Below are 18589 nucleotides of genomic sequence, written 5' to 3'. Positions count from 1 at the left end.
CAGCAATATTCACTCCGATATATCCGTCTATGTTGTATTCTTTCATGACAGTATGGATGAGTTTTGTCATTGTATTGTTTAGTGAGACAACTCTTTCCGGCTGTCCAAACCCTTGATGACGGTGCTACATCCTTTCTTCTGCGCTTGGTGACGAGCATCTTCACCGAATCACTTCTATTTTCTAAGTGAAAATGAGGATGCTTTTCCGGTGCCGGATGAGCTTGATATCTTTTTGCACTTGCCGTGGTCGTCTTTTACAATCTTCGATATTTTTTCAGAATGAGAATGTTTAAGAATGCGAATAAAATGGTGAAGCCCGCCAATATAAGCAAATCATACGTAATTTGTGAGACGCTCTGGCCTTTCATCATAATCAGCTGTAAGGCGTGGGCTCCGTAGTACAGAGGCATCACCAGCTGAAATGACTGTAGCCAGCCCATCAGGCTGTCCATGGGAAATAGACCTGAGAAAAATACCTGCGGTACAATGACGAGCGGAACAAACTGTATGAGCTGAAGCTCGTTATTCGCAAATGCAGATAGAAACGTGCCGAGTGTTAAAGCCGTAACAGAAAGCAATACAGTTACAAGCAAAACGAGCCAAAACGATCCATCCTGATACAATCCAAGAATTTGAACAGCATACCAGGTGATGAATAAAGATTGGAAAGTTGTAAACAATCCGAAGCCCAATCCGTAGCCGGCAACAATTTCCCAGCGGCGCAGAGGTGTTGAAAGAATTCGGTCAAGCGTGCCGTTCGTACGTTCTCTTAAAAAAGAGATCCCCGCGATTAAAAAGACAAAGAAGAAAATAAATAAACCAATTAATGTCGGACCGGTATAATCAAACGTGCTCAAATCCTCTTTGCCGTACGCATAAGAGACCTCAGCTGGCTGATGTTGCCGACTGCCTTCTGTTGTGATGAACTGAAGCAATTGTTCGTTCTTAGACTGGCTGCCGTCAAGTGTCACTTTCATATGCTGATCCGTGAATGAAATAAATGCATCCAGCTTGTCATCATCTATATGCTGTTTTGCATGACTGTTCGAAAATTCAGTAACCACAATATCTTTTTTCTCTAGCTGCTGCGTCATCTCATCCGGCAGATGATACCCTCCGATATGAAATGAGTTCTCCTTATGATCGAGGATGAGGTGAACCAAAGTCAAGACCAAAAGAGGAGCCAGCAGCATCAAAAGCAGTGTTCGTTTATCCCGATAAAATTGCAGAATGATTTTCACGGCAAGTACAGTCACTCTCATGTTGTGCTACCCCCAGATAGAAGAAAGACATCTTCAATAGATGCTGTTTCGTATTTGTTCATTAGTTCTTTAGGCGAACCGCTGTCAATGATTCGACCATCCCTGATCAGCCCAAGTCGGTCGCATTTTTCAGCTTCATCCATAACATGTGTCGTCACGAGAATGGCGGCTCCGTTTTCTTTCAGACGGTAGAGTTCATCCCAGATCGCCCGGCGCAGAACAGGGTCAATCCCAACAGTCGGCTCATCAAGAGCGAAAACGTCCGGCTCGTGAACAAGTGTTATCGCAAGAGACAGCCTTCTCTTCATCCCACCAGAAAAAGCACTCACTTTCTTGTCGGCATGTTCAGTCAAATCGACCAAGTGAAGAACCTGATCCATCCGCTCATGCTTTAGTTTTCCTCTTAATCCAAACAGTCCGGCAAAAAATGAAAGATTTTCCTTTGCGGTCAAGTCTTCATAAAGCGCGTCAGACTGGCCCATATAACCGATCCGGTGAAATATGTTCAAATTCGGCATCGGTGTTTGACACACTGTAACTGTGCCGGTTGATGGCTTCAGCATCCCGATCATCATTTTAATCAGCGTTGTTTTTCCAGATCCAGATGGCCCCAGCAATCCAAAGATTTCTCCTTGTTTTACAGAAAAGGTGAAAGGTTCTAAAACAGTTTTGCTGCTGAATCGTTTACTGACATCTCGCAGTTCTAGGACATCCATATTGATCTGCCTCCTTATTATATAAAGTGAGTAATCACTCAAAAACAATTTAACATGAACAGAGGAGGTTGTAAAGTGAGTAATCACTCATTAAATCAAAAGGGATATGTTTGAAAATGTTTATAAAGTAGATTTCTTCAGTCGAAAGTGACTTCGGTTTTGAAGGGTGCCAGCGAGATCAAGAGTTTGTATATGAAGCATGGATGAGAAACCGGGGCTGCTTCCTAAAGGGTTATGAACAGCAAAAATGGCTCACGTGGTTATACAGATGGTGCGTCTGGCTGGTCCTTATGAAATGCTGAGACGCGATGCGGATTGGATTACGATCAAAATAGACGTTTGGGATTTGAGGGATCAAACATGTGAGTAGGACTTTGTTTTCACGTGTCAAACATAGCACTCCGGATGGACGGGACAATTGGCTGGAGAGTGTACCAAAAATAAGTGACATGTAGGGATGCTAGTCTTTCATGCATAGAGAAAGATATGACATCAGGCACTTTTTCAAATAAAGCAGACATGTTAAGGTACAACCATCGATTTCTAAAAATTTGAAATAAAAGGAGCGCTGTTATGCAAATTAAAGAAATTTTTATGATCCGCTGCATTTCGTGCTTAAGTGTCGTCTTGCTCCATATCATTTCAATGGTCCTGATGCTTCAGGCAGAAGCTCTTGCAGATATTTCTCACACTGTTGATTCTTTTCGCACACTCCTGATGTTCAGCACGCCCGCTTTTATTTTCATCTCTGAATTTTTACTGGCCCGGTCTTATCCTGACGGGGTGCCGGACGGTTTTTTAAAGAAGCGGGGGAAAGTGATTTTCGTTCCTTTTTTATTTATCGCGGCTATCGATGCGCTGCTGATGACCAGTGCGATGGGGGGAGAGATAACCTTTCTTGCGTTTGTGCAAAAGTACCTGGCGAACGTATTCTTAGGAAACTTTATCGGATACTTCATTCTCGTCATCTTTCAATTTTACATTCTGCATATGATATTTCATGAGTATCTAAAAAAAGCATCGCCCAAATGGGTGCTGTCCATCTCATTTGTGGTAACAGCTGCTTATTTAAGCTATTTCTCAGCAGTCAGTCCGGCTCCTGCTTCTGAAGAGGGCGGGTCGTTTCCGTTCTTCTGGGTTCCGTTCGCAGGCTGGCTTTTCTACTTTTGTCTTGCCTACTATTGCGGAAAAGAGTACAAGCGCTTTTTAGCGCTGCTGAACCAACACCGCTGGGCGGTATACGGCGCCGCAATTGCTTCTGGTGCGCTCGTTGTCACTGTTTCTTATGTCGGCGAAATCGGCATGATCAGCTCAAAACGGCCTGATATCATGCTGTATTCAACAAGCATGATTTTCCTGTGCTTTCACTTGTTTTCTAAAATAAAGCAAGTGCCGAAAATCATGATGTTTATCAGCAACTATTCCTTTTCGATTTATCTGCTCCATGCTTATTTTATGATCATAGGCTACGTGCTGCTTTTAAATATGCCCGAAATACCTGCCGTACCGGCTGTTCTCCTGTTGTTTGCCGTGTGCACAGCCGGCCCGATCCTCATCTCATGGGCGCTGAATAAGTTCAAATACGGTTATTTATTTGTAGGGAAGATCTATCAGCCAAAGCAGAAGAAGGTAACAGTCGAAGTGCGTGATCACGCAGGGTGAAAAACAAGCGGCAGGAGAGATGCTCCTGCCGCTTGTTGTATGTTTTTTTACTGTAGAACTGATTAAATCATACAGTACGCACAATCTTTTTCTTGTAAAATAAAGGAGAAGATTGAAAAGAAGGGGGAACATGCATGGCAACAGACAACCTAAGCTACCCAATAGGAGAATACAAGCCGAGGGAATCCATATCGAAAGAGCAAAAAGATGAATGGATTCAAGCGCTTGAAAAAGTGCCTGCCAAACTGATGCAAGCTGTAGAAGGCATGACGGACAGCCAACTGGACACACCGTACCGAGACGGGGGATGGACCGTTCGGCAAGTTGTTCACCATCTGGCTGACAGTCATATGAACAGCTATATCCGTTTTAAATTGAGCTTGACGGAAGAGACACCGGCCATCCGTCCATATAATGAAAAAGCGTGGTCTGAGCTAAAGGACTCGAAAACAGCAGATCCGAGCGGTTCACTCGCGCTATTACAGGAGCTTCACGGGCGATGGACGGCTCTTCTCCGCACTCTGACGGATCAGCAATTTCAGCGCGGATTTTACCATCCCGATACAATAGAGATCATGACCCTAGAGAACGCGCTCGGGCTGTATGTCTGGCACTCACATCACCATATCGCTCATATTACGGAGCTTTCCAAACGGATGGGGTGGTCTTAACGCTTTTGCCGGCGGAAAGCCGGAAGACTGATAGCAGCAATCACCAGGAGTGAAATCAAAGCAGCGGCGGCATATAAATGATCATAGCCGCTGGCGATACTCGCATGAATGGCATCGCTTATCGCGGTTTTGACTTCAGGCACGGGAATGCGTTCGATTTGTTCTTGTAAAGAAGAAACATTAGAACTGTCGATCTCCGGAATCATTTGCATCGCCTTTTCTGAATGTCCGCTGTCCGATAAGCGGCTGCTGATCTCATCACCTATTTGATTAAACCCGGCTGTGATAAAGCCTGCATAAAGAGTAGGCGCCAAGGTCAGGCCAATTTGCCTTACCAATGAAAGCGTGCCGAGCGCTGTGCCCTTATTGGTTTTAGCCGCCTCTGATACAAGGACGTTCAGCGGCGCGCCTAACAGAAAGCCAAAACCGATCCCAGCTACCACACTTGCGATCACAAACTCCCACTTCTCCGTCACCCAGAGCGGAAATAAAGCAAATCCCGCACATGAAATGATTCCCGAAAGAACAACGGTTTTCACCGGCCCTTTTTTGTCGGTGAGCGCTCCGCCAAGCCAAGCGCCGATGCCGGAAGCTAACGCAAGCGGTGTCATCCAATAGCCTGCTTTTGCGGCAGGGACATCCAAATACTGCTCAACATATGACGGGATAAAAATGACCGCCGCCAAGAGTCCCCCGGATAACAAACCGATGATAAGCGTGCGCTGAAACATGTGATTCCGCAGCAGAGAATACGCCAAAATCGGATCGCCCCCGTGCATTTCAACCCTCTTTTCAAACGAGATAAGCGCTGCAAAACAGAGAATGCCAAAAACAATACACCCATAAACCTCCGGATTTCCCAAGCTGTTTAAAAGATTTGCCCCGTCAAGATTCGTCATGCCGTACATCACAGCTAAAATCGACAGGGACAGAAGGAAGATTCCGGCCGTATCGAGGCGCTTAGCCTCAGGCGCTTTTGTTTCCGCAATAAAACATGCACCGAAAACAACCAATAATACCGCAATCGGCAAATTAATTAAAAACAGCCAATGCCAAGAACCGGTCCAATCAAGGAGAAAGCTTCCGATATTCGGTCCGAGCACAGCGGCCATCCCGTTCATCGCGCCAAGCAGCCCGAGTGCTTTTCCCTGTTTTTCCTTTGGAAGGGTAGCGAGAATGTGAGAGCTGCCGATAATGAAAATCCCGCCGCCCCCAAGCGCCTGAATCAGCCGTGAGATCAGAAAGAGCGGGAAGCTTTGGCTCAAAGCAACAAGCAAAGAACCAAGTCCGAACAGGCAAACCTCAATCAGGAAAAGTTTCTTTCTGCCGTAGCGATCGGAAAGCTTTCCGACGATCGGCACACTGACGCTTAGGCCAAGCGTATAAAGGGTAATGCCCCATGATCCCCAGGAAGGAGAAACGGCAAACGACTCGTTTATCGTTGTTAAAGCAGCAGAAATAATTCCGTTATCCAGCGCAGCCATAAACACACCAATCGTAAACAGGCTGATCGCCCACTTTTGGCTTTTCTGCTCTGTCAATGCTTCAGACATATTCATCAACCCCTTTTTAGTTCACTTAAAATATATTATTCATTTTAAGTGAACTAAATGTCAAATAAAAAAAGCCTGCCACCGCGCTTTGCGGATGACAGACTTACAGATTTTATTCATTTTTCGCTTTCTCTAATGCTCTTGAAAGGATAGACAGCCCTTCGGAAACAGCCTGCTTTTCTTCAGGGGACAGCAGCTCCAATGAACGCTTCAGTTTCAGATGGCCCTTTTCATAAAGCCCCCGAAAAATATTTTTTGCATTCTCCGTCAACTGAACAACGACTGAACGGCGGTCCTCTTCAGAATGTGAGCGTTTGACAAACCCTGACTTCTCAAGGCGGTCAAGCAGTCCTGTTGTATTGGACAGGGAAGCCCCCATTTTTTCTGCAATGTCGCTGACCTTCAGTGTTCCATGGTTGTTTAATAGCATTAGCACTTTCATTTGAGGCATGCTCATATCAAGCTTCATCCACTCGGACACATCACCGAGACCGGCAGAGGTTAGTACTTTCATATAGAGCACCCATATTTCCCGTTCCTCAGATGAAAGAATGTCTTCGTTTAATACCGTTGTATCATGTAGATTGTATTCCATTTCATCACTTCCTCATCATTCACTCCTCTTACCATATTACTCGATTTTCACTCCTGAAAGAAAGTGAGCTGAAACCGCATGCGGGACTTTGTCCGAAAAATAACGGTAGTGTATAATGAGTTGGAGATTATTGGGGGAGAAGATCGAACTAGATTATGATTGGAGAGACCATTGCTGATTAAAAAGAATGCTTTATCAATTTTAAAAATCGTTTTTCCTATTGCTGTTTTATTATTTGTTATTTATCAATCGAAAAAAGAACTGACAAATCTGTCATTCAAACGCACGCTCATGGTCATCAACGGGCTTGAGCGAACGGACTTATTCATCCTTGTATTGATCGGCTTGCTGGCTGTTGCAGCCATGTCGCTGTATGATTACGTCCTGAAATACTCACTGCGCCTATCGATCACAAACGGAAAGGTATTCAGGGTTTCCTGGATCGCCAATTCATTTAATAACGTCCTCGGATTCGGCGGATTAGCCGGAGTCGGGTTAAGAATGATGTTTTATAAAGAGCATACGAAAGACCATAAGGCGCTCGTCAAAGGAATCGCCTGGCTTACATCATCTATGCTGCTCGGATTATCAGTTTTCAGCATTTTCGTCGCCGCACGAGTGCTGCCAGTGGATGAAGTGATTAATGAAAAGCCTTGGCTGTGGGCAGTCGTTATCGGTTTCGCACTGATTTTGCCGGTATCTTTGGCGGTGGCCAAAATAAAAAGCCGCAAAGGCGGAGACGAAGAGAATGCGGATAAAGTGAAAAATCCGATTTTCGCTTATATCGGCGCTTCCGTTGCCGAATGGCTTATGGCTGGAATCGTCATCTATCTGTCATTGTTCGCTATGGGCATTCATGCTGATATCAGGTATGTGTTCGGAGTGTTCGTCATTGCGGCGATCGGAGGAATGATCAGCCTCGTGCCGGGCGGCTTCGGCTCGTTTGACCTTTTGTTTTTGCTCGGGATGGAGCAGCTTGGCTATCATCAGGAGGCTATTGTTACTTCTATTGTTTTATACAGGCTCGTCTATTCATTTATCCCATTCGTTTTGGGACTGTTCTTTGCTGCCGGCGATCTGACCGAAAATACAATGAAACGGCTCGAAACGAACCCGCGTATCGCACCGGCAATTGAGACGACAAACGTTTTGCTTATCGTACAGCGGGCGATATTAGTGAAAATTTTGCAAGGTTCACTTTCGCTTATTGTGTTCGTTGCAGGCCTGGTTGTCCTGGCTTCAGTATCCCTGCCGATTGACAGGCTGACCGTTATACCGCACATTCCGCGCCCAGCGCTTTTGCTGTTCAACGGCCTGTCCTTAAGCTCAGCGCTCATTCTGCTGATTTTGCCGATCGAGCTTTATAAACGGACAAAACGCTCCTATACGATGGCCATTACAGCGCTTGTCGGCGGCTTTGTGTTCAGCTTTTTAAAAGGACTTAACATCAGTGCGATATTCGTTCTGCCGATGATTATCGTATTGCTAGTGCTTTTGAAAAAACAATTTGTCCGAGAACAGGCATCCTATACGCTGAGCCAATTGATATTTGCTGTGGCGCTGTTTACCGTGGCACTCTTTAACTACAATCTGATCGCGGGCTTTATTTGGGACCGGATGAAGAAGGTGTTGCGCCACGAATATTTCGTCCACAGCGATTCTCATATCACGCATGCGACGATCATGGCGATTATCATCGTGCCGCTGTTCTTCTTCATATTTACAATGGTTTATCATAAGAAGACAAAACCAATCGGGGAAAAAGCTGATCCCGAACGCCTTGCTGCGTTTTTAAATGAAAAAGGCGGCAACGCGCTGAGCCATCTCGGCTATCTTGGAGATAAGCGGTTTTATTTTTCAAGTGACGGAAATGCACTTCTTCTGTTTGGAAAAATCGCCAGAAGGCTGGTCGTGCTCGGCGATCCGTCAGGCCAAAGAGAATCGTTCCCGCTTGTGCTGGAAGAATTTCTGAATGAAGCGCATCAGAAGGGATTCAGTGTTCTGTTCTATCAAATTGAACGAGAGGACATGGCGCTGTATCACGATTTTGGCTATAACTTCTTTAAGCTGGGCGAGGAAGCCTATGTGGATTTAAACACGTTTACCCTGACAGGGAAGAAAAAAGCCGGCCTTCGGGCAATCAATAACCGATTTGAGCGGGAGGAATATACCTTCCATGTGGATCATCCCCCATTTTCTGATGCGTTTTTGGAGGAACTGAAACAAATCTCAGATGAATGGCTCGGCTCGAAAAAGGAGAAGGGATTCTCGCTCGGATTTTTTGATCCCTCATATTTACAGAAAGCGCCGATTGCCTACATGAAAAATGCAGAAGGAGAGATCGTTGCATTTGCAAATGTCATGCCGATGTATCAGGAAGGAGAGATATCGGTCGATCTGATGCGCTACCGCGACGACGCCCCGAACGGCATTATGGACGCATTATTCATCCGCATGTTTTTATGGGCGAAGGAGGAAGGCTGCACGTCGTTTAACATGGGAATGGCGCCCTTGGCCAATGTCGGCACCGCCTTTACATCCTTCTGGTCAGAACGATTTGCCGCTGTCATTTTTAATAATGTCAGATACATGTACAGCTTCAGCGGGCTCAGGGCCTTTAAAGAAAAATACAAACCGGAATGGCGCGGAAAATACTTGGCGTACCGGAAAAACAGATCTCTTTCCGTCACCATGTTCCTCGTCACGCGGCTGATCGGTAAAAGCAAAAAAGACTCCGTCTAACCAGACGGAGTCTTTTTTTATTTCGTTTTTAAGAAATAGGTTTCAATATCATCAAGCAGATAGTTTGCGGCTTTAATTCCGCCTGCGGTTGTCCATACGACGTCATCGACTTCATGGGCGTTACCTGATTTCACGGCCTTCAGGTTTTTCCATAATGAACTGCTTGTCCACTGATTTGCCCATTTTTCATTTTCTTTTGCATTATCGGCTTTATACGTGAAATAAAAAAGCACATCGGCATCCATATCAGGAATGGACTCTTTACTGTCAGTTGAGAACGTAAATTGGTCCTTCTGTTTCTTGAACAGCTCCACTTGTTTTTCAGGGCGTTTGAAGCCAAGCTGGTCTAAAATAATCCCCGAGAATGAATCGGTATAATAGATTCTTGACTCGCCGGATAAAAAGCGTACGACAGAAACTGTTTTGTTAGTCTGGTCGCCAAGCTTGCCTTTCAAATCAGAAACGCGTTTATCAAAATCAGCAATGACTTCCTTGCCTTTGTCCGCCTTATTTACCGCGTTGGCGTATAGAGTCAGATTATCTTTCCAGTTCCCAGCCAAAGATTCAGCGAAAACGGTTGGCGCAATCGCATGAAGCTGATCATAAATTTTTTCCTGGCGTACTTTGTTGCCAATAATCAAGTCAGGCTTTAGTTCTGCGATAGCTTCCACATTCGGTTCCGTTTCAAGACCGACGTTTTTAACACCTTTCATGTCATCTTTCAGATAGTCATACCACGGGTCGCCCTTCCATGATTTTACGGCTCCAACCGGCTTAATGCCAAGCGCTAAGAGCGCCTCTGTTCCTTCGTTTGTTAAAACCACAATCCGTTTTGGATTGGCGGGAATGTTGTCTGATGTCCCCATTGCATGTTTAACCGTTCTGGTTTTGCTGCTTGATCCCGCGTTGTTGCTTGAACTTTCTGAACTATTACAGGCAGAAAGCACCGTAACGGCCATTAAAAATACGAATAGCATGCTGATATGCTTTTTCATCTTTTTCCTCCCGATATTGAAATTCATTATCATTTAGATCATAATAAGCAGTGTTAAGAGTGTCAATCCCTAATTAAGGATTATTCTCAAAAACAAAGATTACATAGTAAATAACTAGGAGAATTAGATCATGATCTGCAAAAAGGCATCTTCAAAATGGATTGTGTTAGTATGTCTGATTTTGATTTTACTGGCGGCTGTTTGCGCAAGCATCGTTTACGGCTATACAGGTACGTCATGGGGACAGGTCTATCAGGCGTTTACTTCCTTCAACGGAACAAATGAGCATGTCATCATCAAAGACGTCAGGCTTCCGCGTGCTTTGGTTGCCACAGTTGTCGGCGCCTCGCTTGCAGCCGCGGGCGCTCTCATGCAGGCGCTCACAAAAAATCCGCTTGCGTCACCAGGCATTTTCGGTATTAACGCCGGTGCCGGCTTTTTTATTGTTGCCGGCTCATTTTTTCTGCATATTCAATCAACTCAGGCACTGGTATGGAGCTCGTTTCTCGGGGCAACATTTACTGCCGCGATCGTCTATGCCGCAGGCTCTCTGGGAAGGGAAGGGCTGACGCCAATCAAACTGACGCTGGCGGGAGCTGCCATGGCGGCCATGTTTTCTTCTCTGACACAAGGCTTGCTTTCTGTCAATGAACTCGAGCTTGCTCAAGTGCTTTTTTGGCTGACCGGCTCTGTGCAGGGCAGGAGTCTGGATCTGCTGGTGACAATGCTCCCATATGCAGCCGCAGCGCTTTTGGTCAGTTTCTTTCTTGGCCAAAAAATCAATCTCCTCGTCATGGGAGAAGATGTGGCAAAAGGACTCGGCCAAAAAACGGGCCTGCTGAAATTTGTGATGGCGCTTTGTGTTGTCTTGCTTGCCGGATCTGCTGTCGCCATTGCCGGGCCGATTTCATTTATTGGCATCATTATTCCGCATTTTGCCCGATTTATCGTCGGTAATGATTATCGTTGGGTTCTGCCGTTTTCCGCTGTTTTGGGTGCGATTTTGCTTGTAGCTGCGGATATCGGGGCGCGATATATCATTATGCCTCAGGAAGTTCCTGTCGGGGTCATGACAGCCATCATCGGTATGCCTGTGTTTGTGTACATCGCAAGAAGGGGGGCAAAACTATGAAACTTCGTTTTGGCGTTACCGCTGCTGAAAAGAAAGCATGGATCGTCTTTTTTGTTTTACTGGGATTAACAGCGGTCGTACTGGTGATAAGCGCCGGTCTCGGACAACGGTTTATTCCTCCCTGGGATGTAGCAAAAACATTCTTTGGTGCAGGTTCAAAGCTGGATGAGCTGATGATCATGTCATTCCGTATGCCAAGGATTTTGACCGCTTTATGCGCCGGCGTCTGCCTGGCGGCGGCAGGCGCGATATTGCAGGGTCTCGTCAGAAACCCTCTCGCATCTCCGGATATTATCGGAATAACGGGAGGAGCGGCGGTAGCAGTCGTGCTTTTGATGATGTTCTTCTCAGACCGTAGCAGTTCACTTACGATCAGCCTGTCATGGCTTCCGGTGGCCGCATTTATCGGCGCCTCAGCTGTTGGACTCATCGTCTATTTACTGGCATACAAAAATGGCGCCTCCACATTTCGGCTGGTGCTTATCGGGATCGGATTTTCAATGTCGGCGCAGGCGCTGACTACCCTGCTGATGATTAAAGGCCCAATTTACAGAGCGTCACAAGCCAATGTGTATATTACAGGGTCAGTTTATGGGTCAAACTGGCAGCATGTAAAAATAGCTATTATCTTATCTGTCATTCTCTTATTTACTTGTTTTATCGCGCTAAAAAATATGAATATACAGGTACTGGGCGAAGATATTGCGGCTGGTGCGGGAAGTGCCGTGCAGCGAAATCGTTTTTTCTTGCTCCTTTTGAGTACGGCTCTTACGGGCTGTGCGGTTTCGGTTGCCGGCACAATCGGTTTTGTCGGGCTGATGGCGCCCCACATTGCAAGGCGCCTCGTCGGCTCGTCTTATGGAGCGCTGCTCCCAGCGTCGGCGCTCATCGGTGCATTGCTCGTCTTAACAGCTGACATCGTCGGCAGAACCTTATTTGCTCCGGTGGAAGTGCCCGCTGGCGTCTTTACAGCAGCTATCGGCGCACCTTATTTTATTTATTTGCTCTATAAAACGAGAAACTCTTAATTGTTACTCCCATTTTCTAAAAAAGAAAATGGGTTTTTTGTTAATAACTGAAAATTCATAATCATTTTTGCTATACTGACAGAGACATTGATAAAGAAAGGGCGGCAGACAAGTGAAAGAAATAGAGGTATTAAAATATGAAGCATTTACAAGCAGTCCCGACAAAGGAAACCCCGCAGGTGTCGTATTGCATGGAGACGATTATACTGAAGAAGAGATGCAGATCATAGCTGAGCGTGCTGGATATTCAGAAACCTCCTTTATCCGGAAAAGCGAGTCGGCTGATCTTGAACTCCGTTACTTTACCCCTGGACACGAAATGAATTTGTGCGGTCATGCAACAGTTGCTTCTCTTTACGCATTATGTGAAAAAGGAATGCTGGAGAGCGATAAAACGTACAGCATCCAGACAAAAGCCGGTATCCTGCCTGTGAAGATTTCTGAAAAAGACGGCCGCATTCATATCACGCTTGAACAGGCTTCTCCGCAATTCAAACCATTTACAGGCAATCGGAAAAAACTTGCGGCCGCATTGGGAATCACGGAAGAGGATTTTCATGAGGACCTTCCGATTGTATTTGGCAGCACTGGCATATGGACAGCCATCATTCCGCTTGCATCATTAGAGGCCTCCAAAAAAATGGTGCCCGATAACAAACAATTTCCGGAAGTGTTAGTAGATCTGCCAAAGGCTTCAGTCCACCCGTTTACCTTTGAAACCGTTCATCCTGACAGCGACCTGCATGGGCGCCACTTTTCATCCCCATATTCAGGAACGATAGAAGACCCTGTGACGGGCACAGCATCCGGTGTGATGGGGGCTTATATGAAACAGTACGGCAATACCAAGCAGCGTGAATTTATCATTGAACAAGGGCAGGAAATCGGGAAAGACGGAAAAGTGGAAATCGAAATTAACGAAGAAGGCGATCATGTGAAAGTGAACATGACAGGAACGGCTGTATACTCAGAAACCCGTATTCTTAAAATCTAATACAGATGATGGTTTACAAAAAGATACACTTTCCGTTATCATTATGAATGATAATCATTTTCAATTGCTTAGGAAGGTGAGACGGTATGCCTCAATCCGAACAGATAGATCAACATTCAGCACTGCGGGACATCATACGCAGCAGAAGATCGATTCGAAAATTTAAACAAGAGCCCGTGCCTTCAGCAGTCATTCTTGACATGCTTGAAACGGCAAAATATGCGCCAAATCACAGAGTGACAGAGCCATGGAGATTTATTTACGTTTCCAGTGAAACAGGAAAAACAAACCTGATCAACACATTTGCAGCATTCTCTAAGAAATCCAAGCCGGATATGACAGAGGAAAAGCTTCAAAATTTCAAAAACACACTTGGACGCGTCCCCGGATTTCTGCTCGTCGTGTTTCAAGAAGATGAAAACGAAAGAGCGCGAGACGATGATTTTGCGGCAACCAGCTCATTGATCCAAAATCTTCAGCTTCTTGCCTGGGAAAAAGGAATCGGCATGGTTTGGAAAAGCGGAAAAATCCTTTACGACAAAGAAGTGCATCAGGCCTTTGGTTTACAGGATAATGAACGATTCGCCGCCATCATACAAACGGGCTATCCTGACGAAGCACCAGAAGTGAAAAAACGCACGCCGATCCGTGAACGGTTCACCGACATGTAAAAAACCCCCTGTCTCAAACGGAGACAAGGGGGTTTTTCATTAACGATTTTTCTTTTTCGCTCTGTTGTCTGCTGCTTTTGCACGCTTTTGCGCTTCGCGGTCATCCCCATCAGCAAGCTCGCTTGAATATTCTTCGTAAACGCCGTCAGTTTCCCTTTTTAATGCGTCGGGAACTTGAGGAAGCTTTTGTTTGTTTTTATCACGGTTTTTGTGGATATGATTTCTGCCCATATCAAATTCCCCCTAAAAAGTGATATCAAACAAACATAGTATCTGGCATAAAGGGGCTATGTATTCCTATTTCCGCTTAGCAGCTTTTTCCGCTTTTTTAAATTCGCCTGAATAAAGAACTTCTTGCATTTTCTTCAGGTTGGCGCCTTGCTGATGCTTCTCCCTCTTCTTTTCCATAAAAAAGGACCTCCTTCAACCATGTTATTCTTAAGGTTGACGCTTCCTTCCGTTTTTATACAGTCTTTCGGACCGTTATCAGCTGTGAGAGTGCAAATTCAAGGTCCGAATATGTAAAACGAAATCCAGAGATCATCGCTTTTTTAGGCAGAGCGCGCTGTCCTTTCACAATCAGAAGACTCATTTCACCCAATGCTTTAGATAAAAAGAATTCCGGGACAGGGAGCCAGTACGGGCGATGCTTCACCCGTGCAATCGTTTTTCCGAATTGTTTCATTTCCACGGGATTGGGCGCAGTGACATTCATGGGTCCTGAGATGCCGGTGTTTTCGATCGCATATAAGATCAGCTGGGCCGCGTCCTCGACGTGAATCCATGACAGCCACTGTCTGCCCGTTCCGATCGTTCCGCCGGCCAGAAGCTTATAGGGAAGAACGATGAGCGGGAGAGCGCCTTTTTCCCCAAGCATCACGCCAAATCTCGCATAAACTGTCCGGATGCCCATCGCCTCAATTTTCTGTCCTTCCTTTTCCCACAAATGTGCAGTATGGCTGAGAAAATCCTCATCTGACGTTGCAGAATCCTCTGTGAAGGTTTTCTCAAGACTAGTGCCATAAATGCCCACGGCACTGGCTTGGATCATCGTCTTCGGTTTTTCCTGCTGTTTATCAATAAGCCGCTGGACTTCACGCGTCGCATTGATACGGCTGGAGAGAATGTGCTGCTTCGTTTTTTCTGTCCAGCGGCCAAAAATCGATTTTCCTGCAAGATTTACCCAGACATCAATATGAGGAAGTTCCTGCTCCGGCGCAGCTCCCTCTGTCAGCCATTGGACATATGTGATATTTTTTTGTTCAGTTTCCCTTGCGTTTCTTGATAAAATATAAACATGGTGTCCCTGACGGGTAAGAACGCCCGTCAGATGCTGGCCGAGAAAACCGGTTCCGCCCGTCATTGCTATATTCATGAACATCTCTCCTCATTGTTCTAATAAATATACTGTACCTCATTTTAATAAAAGAAAACGCGTTTCAGGGCTGAGAAGGGAGATTAAGATGCCATTTATTACAAAAATATCAACGCAAAAAAAGAATACGGAACGCTTCAATATCTTTCTCGATGAAAAATACGCCTTCAGTGTAGACGCGGACGTACTCGTGAAATTTGAGCTTAAAAAGGGAAAAGAACTTGATGACCTTGACATCATTGAGATTCAATACGGTGATGAAGTGAAAAAAGGCTTCAACCGTGCGCTTGAATTTTTATCCTACCGAATGAGGTCAACGAAAGAGGTAGAGGACTATTTAAAGAAAAAAGAAACCCCGGCCCCTGTCATAGCGGAAGTCATCCATAAGCTGAACGACTATAAATACTTAAACGACCAGGAATTTGCCGTAGCCTATGTCAGCACCCACAAAAAAACGAATGGAAAAGGTCCTGACGTTTTGTTCAGAGAGCTGAGAGCGAAGGGAATCGGCGACGATACAATTAAGGAGGCGCTGAGTTCCTTTTCCTTTGAAGATCAGACGAGAGAAGCGGTCAAGCATGTTGAAAAGCTTCTCAAAAAGGATAAAAAACTTTCAACAAAAGAACTCAAACAGCGCGCCCAAATGCAGCTACAGCGCAAGGGCTTCTCATTTGATGTCATCAGCGCGGCGCTGGAGCAGATTGAATATGAAAATGATGAAGACACAGAGAAAGAAGCGCTGCGCCTTCACGCGGAAAAAGCGTTTAGAAAATACCGCTATGACGGCTCATATGAAAGCGCCATGAAGGTCAAACAATTTTTATTCCGTAAAGGATTCTCACTCGATTTAATCGAGCAATTTCTGCAGGAAGAGGAGTAGCTGAAAAAAATGGAGAAACGATACAGTCAAATGACACCGCACGAACTCAATACCGAAATCGCATCACTTTCAGAAAAAGCAAGAAAAGCCGAACAGCATGGCATCATAAACGAATTGGCAGTGCTCGAACGGAAAATTACGATGGCAAAAGCATATTTGCTGAACCCGGAAGATTTCACACCGGGAGAAACGTATCGTGTGGAAGACTCTGAAGACGAGTTTACCATCAGCTATTTAAATGGCGTTTTCGCATGGGGATACAGAACTTCGTCCCCACAACAAGAGGAAGCGCTGCCAATCTCAGTATTGCAAGAAAAGAAATAAGCGTAACAAGGAGGCTGGATATCAGCCTCTTTTTATGTGCAGCACATTTACACGAAATCTTAAAGAAAAAATCATTGAATTCACTCCAAAAATCTTTTAAGATGAAACTCGTTGTTTTTTAAAATCGAAGGAGGCGATGACGTTGAGTATCAAAAACCCATCTGTAAAATTTATTATATTTGTTCTTATGATTTGTACATTTTCAATCGGATACACAGAATACGCAGTGATGGGTATTTTGACGTCGATTGCCAATGACTTTCATATACAGGTTTCATCTGCGGGGCTTCTTGTCACGGCCTATGCGGCAAGCGTCTGTTTGACTGGCCCGATTGTCACCATCATTTCCGTCAAGCTCCCGAGAAAGCCTGTGCTGCTTGGGCTGATGGCGATTTTTATCCTTTCCAACCTGATGAGCGCGCTGGCGCCGAATTTTGCAGTATTGGCTGTCTCAAGAATTTTATCTGCATCCATTCACGGCGCTTTCTTTGCGATCGCCATGGTATTTGCCAGTGAAATGGTTCCGCCAGAGAAACGAGCGGCTGCGGCAGCGTCTATGAACGGCGGGCTGACAGTAGCTCTAATGCTTGGTGTTCCATTCGGTTCTTTTCTAGGAGATGTCCTGAATTGGAGAGCTGTGTTTTCCATCATTACGGCCCTTGGTGTCATCGGATTCTTAGGCCTCATGGCTGCTGTGCCGAACAGAAAACCAAAAGTGATCCCAAAGCTTATGAATGAGTGGGGGGTATTTAAACACAAACAAGTGCTGTACTCCTTCGCGATTACGATTTTAGGCTATTCCGGCGTCTTTATCGCCTACACCTTTATCGAACCGATTTTGAGACATTCAGCCGGATTCGGCACGGTCGGTATTACAGGCGCTCTCTTTGCGTACGGATTGGGAGGCGTTGCAGGGAATTTCTTTGCGGGAAAAGTGCCGCTTCCTTTGCTGACTCGAACGATGATCGGCGTGATGATCGGTTTGATCGGTGTGCTGGCCGTATTTCCTTACATCTCCATTTACCCGGCTGCAGCCATTGTTGCAACGTTCATATTTGGAGCATGCGCATTCGGCACACCGCCTCTGCTGCAAACGAAGGTCATTTCCTCATCTGAGAGCGGCACAACTATTGCCGCCGCTGTCAGCGTATCAGCATTTAACCTTGCTAATGCGCTAGGTGCGTGGATCGGCGGAATGATTTTAAGCGGAACAGGCTCTTATTCCTGGCTGTTCGCTGGAGGAGCGCTTATGACGGCATGCGGGCTCGTGCTTTCTACCTTCGCACATTTATCTGAAAAGAAGAGCGTCTATGAGTATCAAGTCAATAAAGGGTAAAAAACAGCTGCAGTGCATGCAGCTGTTCTTCTTTACCGTTTGCCGGAGGCTCTCATTCTTTCTTGAGGATGCTGATTGATTGATCCGTCAGCACGCTTTGAAGCATAGTCGTCCTTTGCTCTCGGTTCACCCTGAAATTTATTTTCGTTTTCGTAAGGAAATCCTTTTTCTTTATTCCGGACCATGTCATTTCCCCCTAGGTTCGAGATCAAAAAGTTGCGTCTTTCCAAATGAAGACGTAAGGTTAGTATATGGAGAACAGCACGTTTTAAAGCGTCATTTATTTCCTGAAGAAAGGAGACTGCACACATGGATACGTATATTGAGAAACTGACAAATCTGCTTCTGGAAAAGAACGATATGATTAGCTATATACAGGCAAAATCATGGGTGGAATTATTATGGAGCGATTTCGAAGCAACTTATGCAAAAGCCGGACACGCCTATCAGGGTGAAAAAATGACAGAGAAAATCGTCACACAATGGATCGAAAACTATGGCGGCCAGCTCCACCTTTTCCAAAGCTCCCGTGACGACGTAAATGATTACTTAAACCAAAGCAGAGGCCTTTTGCATTAAAAAAACCTGCCGTTATCATCCGGCAGGTTTTTTCATTTCCTTAAAATTACCTTAACAGGCAGAAAAATAAACAA

20 protein-coding genes are annotated in these 18589 nt (G+C 45.4%); 11 read left to right on the top strand and 9 right to left on the bottom strand.

Annotation, left to right across the window (positions count from 1 at the left end; translation table 11 throughout):
* Positions 1-254: 254 nt before the first annotated feature.
* Both AC0C66_RS19360 and AC0C66_RS19355 read right to left on the bottom strand, forming a co-directional pair.
* Positions 255-1262 carry an ABC transporter permease gene (locus AC0C66_RS19360; RefSeq protein WP_072182494.1) on the bottom strand — a complete coding sequence of 336 codons (1008 nt, stop codon included), beginning with the start codon at positions 1260-1262 and terminating at the stop codon, positions 255-257.
* The gene (locus AC0C66_RS19355; protein WP_072182495.1) at positions 1259-1978 is read right to left on the bottom strand and encodes an ABC transporter ATP-binding protein; all 720 of its coding nucleotides are present in this window, start codon (positions 1976-1978) and stop codon (positions 1259-1261) included. Before AC0C66_RS19355 ends, AC0C66_RS19360 begins: the two co-directional genes overlap by 4 nt.
* A 573-nt stretch (positions 1979-2551) precedes the next feature.
* On the opposite strand from AC0C66_RS19355, the gene AC0C66_RS19350 reads away from it, so the two are divergent.
* Together AC0C66_RS19350 and bstA are read left to right on the top strand one after the other, a co-directional pair.
* Positions 2552-3640, top strand: a complete 1089-nt coding sequence (locus tag AC0C66_RS19350) for an acyltransferase family protein (protein ID WP_472973681.1) — start codon at positions 2552-2554, stop codon at positions 3638-3640.
* Between the two features lie 134 nt (positions 3641-3774).
* Complete coding sequence (bstA, locus tag AC0C66_RS19345; RefSeq protein WP_472973680.1) at positions 3775-4311, top strand: bacillithiol transferase BstA; 537 nt, start codon at positions 3775-3777, stop codon at positions 4309-4311.
* Here the strand turns inward: bstA and AC0C66_RS19340 are convergent.
* Both AC0C66_RS19340 and AC0C66_RS19335 read right to left on the bottom strand, forming a co-directional pair.
* Positions 4308-5864: an MFS transporter gene (locus AC0C66_RS19340; RefSeq protein WP_472973679.1), complete on the bottom strand. Its 1557-nt coding sequence runs from the start codon at positions 5862-5864 to the stop codon at positions 4308-4310. The two genes, bstA and AC0C66_RS19340, sit on opposite strands and share 4 nt — an antisense overlap.
* A 112-nt stretch (positions 5865-5976) precedes the next feature.
* On the bottom strand, positions 5977-6459 hold the full coding sequence (locus AC0C66_RS19335; RefSeq protein ID WP_014113095.1) for a MarR family transcriptional regulator: 483 nt from the start codon (positions 6457-6459) through the stop codon (positions 5977-5979).
* 171 nt (positions 6460-6630) lie between these two features.
* On the opposite strand from AC0C66_RS19335, the gene mprF reads away from it, so the two are divergent.
* Positions 6631-9201: a bifunctional lysylphosphatidylglycerol flippase/synthetase MprF gene (gene mprF, locus AC0C66_RS19330; protein ID WP_472973678.1), complete on the top strand. Its 2571-nt coding sequence runs from the start codon at positions 6631-6633 to the stop codon at positions 9199-9201.
* Positions 9202-9218: 17 nt separating this feature from the next.
* Here the strand turns inward: mprF and AC0C66_RS19325 are convergent, their stop codons facing one another.
* On the bottom strand, positions 9219-10196 hold the full coding sequence (locus tag AC0C66_RS19325; protein ID WP_072182500.1) for an ABC transporter substrate-binding protein: 978 nt from the start codon (positions 10194-10196) through the stop codon (positions 9219-9221).
* 130 nt (positions 10197-10326) lie between these two features.
* Here AC0C66_RS19325 and AC0C66_RS19320 point away from each other — a divergent pair, with 130 nt between their 5' ends.
* From AC0C66_RS19320 to AC0C66_RS19305, 4 genes are all read left to right on the top strand, one after another.
* Positions 10327-11328, top strand: coding sequence for a FecCD family ABC transporter permease (locus tag AC0C66_RS19320; protein ID WP_072182501.1), 1002 nt, complete (start codon positions 10327-10329; stop codon positions 11326-11328).
* Positions 11325-12356: a FecCD family ABC transporter permease gene (locus AC0C66_RS19315; RefSeq protein ID WP_072182502.1), complete on the top strand. Its 1032-nt coding sequence runs from the start codon at positions 11325-11327 to the stop codon at positions 12354-12356. Before AC0C66_RS19320 ends, AC0C66_RS19315 begins: the two co-directional genes overlap by 4 nt.
* A gap of 112 nt (positions 12357-12468) precedes the next feature.
* Positions 12469-13350, top strand: a complete 882-nt coding sequence (locus AC0C66_RS19310) for a PhzF family phenazine biosynthesis isomerase (protein ID WP_072182503.1) — start codon at positions 12469-12471, stop codon at positions 13348-13350.
* Between the two features lie 86 nt (positions 13351-13436).
* Positions 13437-14021 (top strand): nitroreductase family protein, encoded by a 585-nt coding sequence (locus AC0C66_RS19305; RefSeq protein WP_014113101.1) that lies wholly within the window; start codon positions 13437-13439, stop codon positions 14019-14021.
* Between the two features lie 39 nt (positions 14022-14060).
* Here the strand turns inward: AC0C66_RS19305 and AC0C66_RS19300 are convergent, their stop codons facing one another.
* The 3 genes from AC0C66_RS19300 to AC0C66_RS19290 form a co-directional block, all read right to left on the bottom strand.
* Positions 14061-14252 carry a YfhD family protein gene (locus AC0C66_RS19300; RefSeq protein WP_072182504.1) on the bottom strand — a complete coding sequence of 64 codons (192 nt, stop codon included), beginning with the start codon at positions 14250-14252 and terminating at the stop codon, positions 14061-14063.
* A gap of 66 nt (positions 14253-14318) precedes the next feature.
* Positions 14319-14429, bottom strand: coding sequence for a YfhE family protein (locus tag AC0C66_RS19295; protein WP_003223230.1), 111 nt, complete (start codon positions 14427-14429; stop codon positions 14319-14321).
* Positions 14430-14484: 55 nt separating this feature from the next.
* A complete protein-coding gene (locus AC0C66_RS19290) occupies positions 14485-15396 on the bottom strand; it encodes a TIGR01777 family oxidoreductase (RefSeq protein WP_072182505.1) in 912 nt (303 codons plus the stop codon).
* Positions 15397-15484: 88 nt separating this feature from the next.
* On the opposite strand from AC0C66_RS19290, the gene recX reads away from it, so the two are divergent.
* The 3 genes from recX to AC0C66_RS19275 all read left to right on the top strand — a co-directional run bounded on the left by recX (position 15485) and on the right by AC0C66_RS19275 (position 17936).
* Complete coding sequence (gene recX, locus AC0C66_RS19285) at positions 15485-16276, top strand: recombination regulator RecX (protein WP_014113104.1); 792 nt, start codon at positions 15485-15487, stop codon at positions 16274-16276.
* 9 nt (positions 16277-16285) lie between these two features.
* The gene (locus AC0C66_RS19280; protein WP_014113105.1) at positions 16286-16600 is read left to right on the top strand and encodes a YfhH family protein; all 315 of its coding nucleotides are present in this window, start codon (positions 16286-16288) and stop codon (positions 16598-16600) included.
* A 142-nt stretch (positions 16601-16742) separates the two neighbouring features.
* Positions 16743-17936: an MFS transporter gene (locus AC0C66_RS19275; RefSeq protein WP_114150782.1), complete on the top strand. Its 1194-nt coding sequence runs from the start codon at positions 16743-16745 to the stop codon at positions 17934-17936.
* Positions 17937-17968: 32 nt separating this feature from the next.
* Here AC0C66_RS19275 and AC0C66_RS19270 read toward each other — a convergent pair whose 3' ends face one another.
* Positions 17969-18121, bottom strand: a complete 153-nt coding sequence (locus tag AC0C66_RS19270) for a small, acid-soluble spore protein K (RefSeq protein WP_003223241.1) — start codon at positions 18119-18121, stop codon at positions 17969-17971.
* 124 nt (positions 18122-18245) lie between these two features.
* Between AC0C66_RS19270 and AC0C66_RS19265 the strand changes: the two genes are divergently transcribed.
* Complete coding sequence (locus tag AC0C66_RS19265; protein WP_014113107.1) at positions 18246-18515, top strand: YfhJ family protein; 270 nt, start codon at positions 18246-18248, stop codon at positions 18513-18515.
* The last annotated feature ends 74 nt before the right edge of the window (positions 18516-18589 follow it).

The organism is Bacillus sp. VA13, assembly GCF_055710085.1.
Note: the sequence above shows the minus strand (reverse complement) of the source record. Positions and strands in the feature narration are given on the sequence as shown.

Coding starts and splice junctions, on each gene's coding strand:
- AC0C66_RS19290 (WP_072182505.1), bottom strand. CDS start 15,396: ATGAATATAGCAATGACGGGCGGAACCGGTTTTCTCGGCCAGCATCTG.
- AC0C66_RS19335 (WP_014113095.1), bottom strand. CDS start 6,459: ATGGAATACAATCTACATGATACAACGGTATTAAACGAAGACATTCTT.
- AC0C66_RS19295 (WP_003223230.1), bottom strand. CDS start 14,429: ATGGAAAAGAAGAGGGAGAAGCATCAGCAAGGCGCCAACCTGAAGAAA.
- AC0C66_RS19300 (WP_072182504.1), bottom strand. CDS start 14,252: ATGGGCAGAAATCATATCCACAAAAACCGTGATAAAAACAAACAAAAG.
- AC0C66_RS19360 (WP_072182494.1), bottom strand. CDS start 1,262: ATGAGAGTGACTGTACTTGCCGTGAAAATCATTCTGCAATTTTATCGG.
- AC0C66_RS19315 (WP_072182502.1), top strand. CDS start 11,325: ATGAAACTTCGTTTTGGCGTTACCGCTGCTGAAAAGAAAGCATGGATC.
- AC0C66_RS19350 (WP_472973681.1), top strand. CDS start 2,552: ATGCAAATTAAAGAAATTTTTATGATCCGCTGCATTTCGTGCTTAAGT.
- recX (WP_014113104.1), top strand. CDS start 15,485: ATGCCATTTATTACAAAAATATCAACGCAAAAAAAGAATACGGAACGC.
- AC0C66_RS19305 (WP_014113101.1), top strand. CDS start 13,437: ATGCCTCAATCCGAACAGATAGATCAACATTCAGCACTGCGGGACATC.
- AC0C66_RS19280 (WP_014113105.1), top strand. CDS start 16,286: ATGGAGAAACGATACAGTCAAATGACACCGCACGAACTCAATACCGAA.
- AC0C66_RS19340 (WP_472973679.1), bottom strand. CDS start 5,864: ATGTCTGAAGCATTGACAGAGCAGAAAAGCCAAAAGTGGGCGATCAGC.
- AC0C66_RS19265 (WP_014113107.1), top strand. CDS start 18,246: ATGGATACGTATATTGAGAAACTGACAAATCTGCTTCTGGAAAAGAAC.
- AC0C66_RS19325 (WP_072182500.1), bottom strand. CDS start 10,196: ATGAAAAAGCATATCAGCATGCTATTCGTATTTTTAATGGCCGTTACG.
- bstA (WP_472973680.1), top strand. CDS start 3,775: ATGGCAACAGACAACCTAAGCTACCCAATAGGAGAATACAAGCCGAGG.
- AC0C66_RS19270 (WP_003223241.1), bottom strand. CDS start 18,121: ATGGTCCGGAATAAAGAAAAAGGATTTCCTTACGAAAACGAAAATAAA.
- AC0C66_RS19320 (WP_072182501.1), top strand. CDS start 10,327: ATGATCTGCAAAAAGGCATCTTCAAAATGGATTGTGTTAGTATGTCTG.
- AC0C66_RS19355 (WP_072182495.1), bottom strand. CDS start 1,978: ATGGATGTCCTAGAACTGCGAGATGTCAGTAAACGATTCAGCAGCAAA.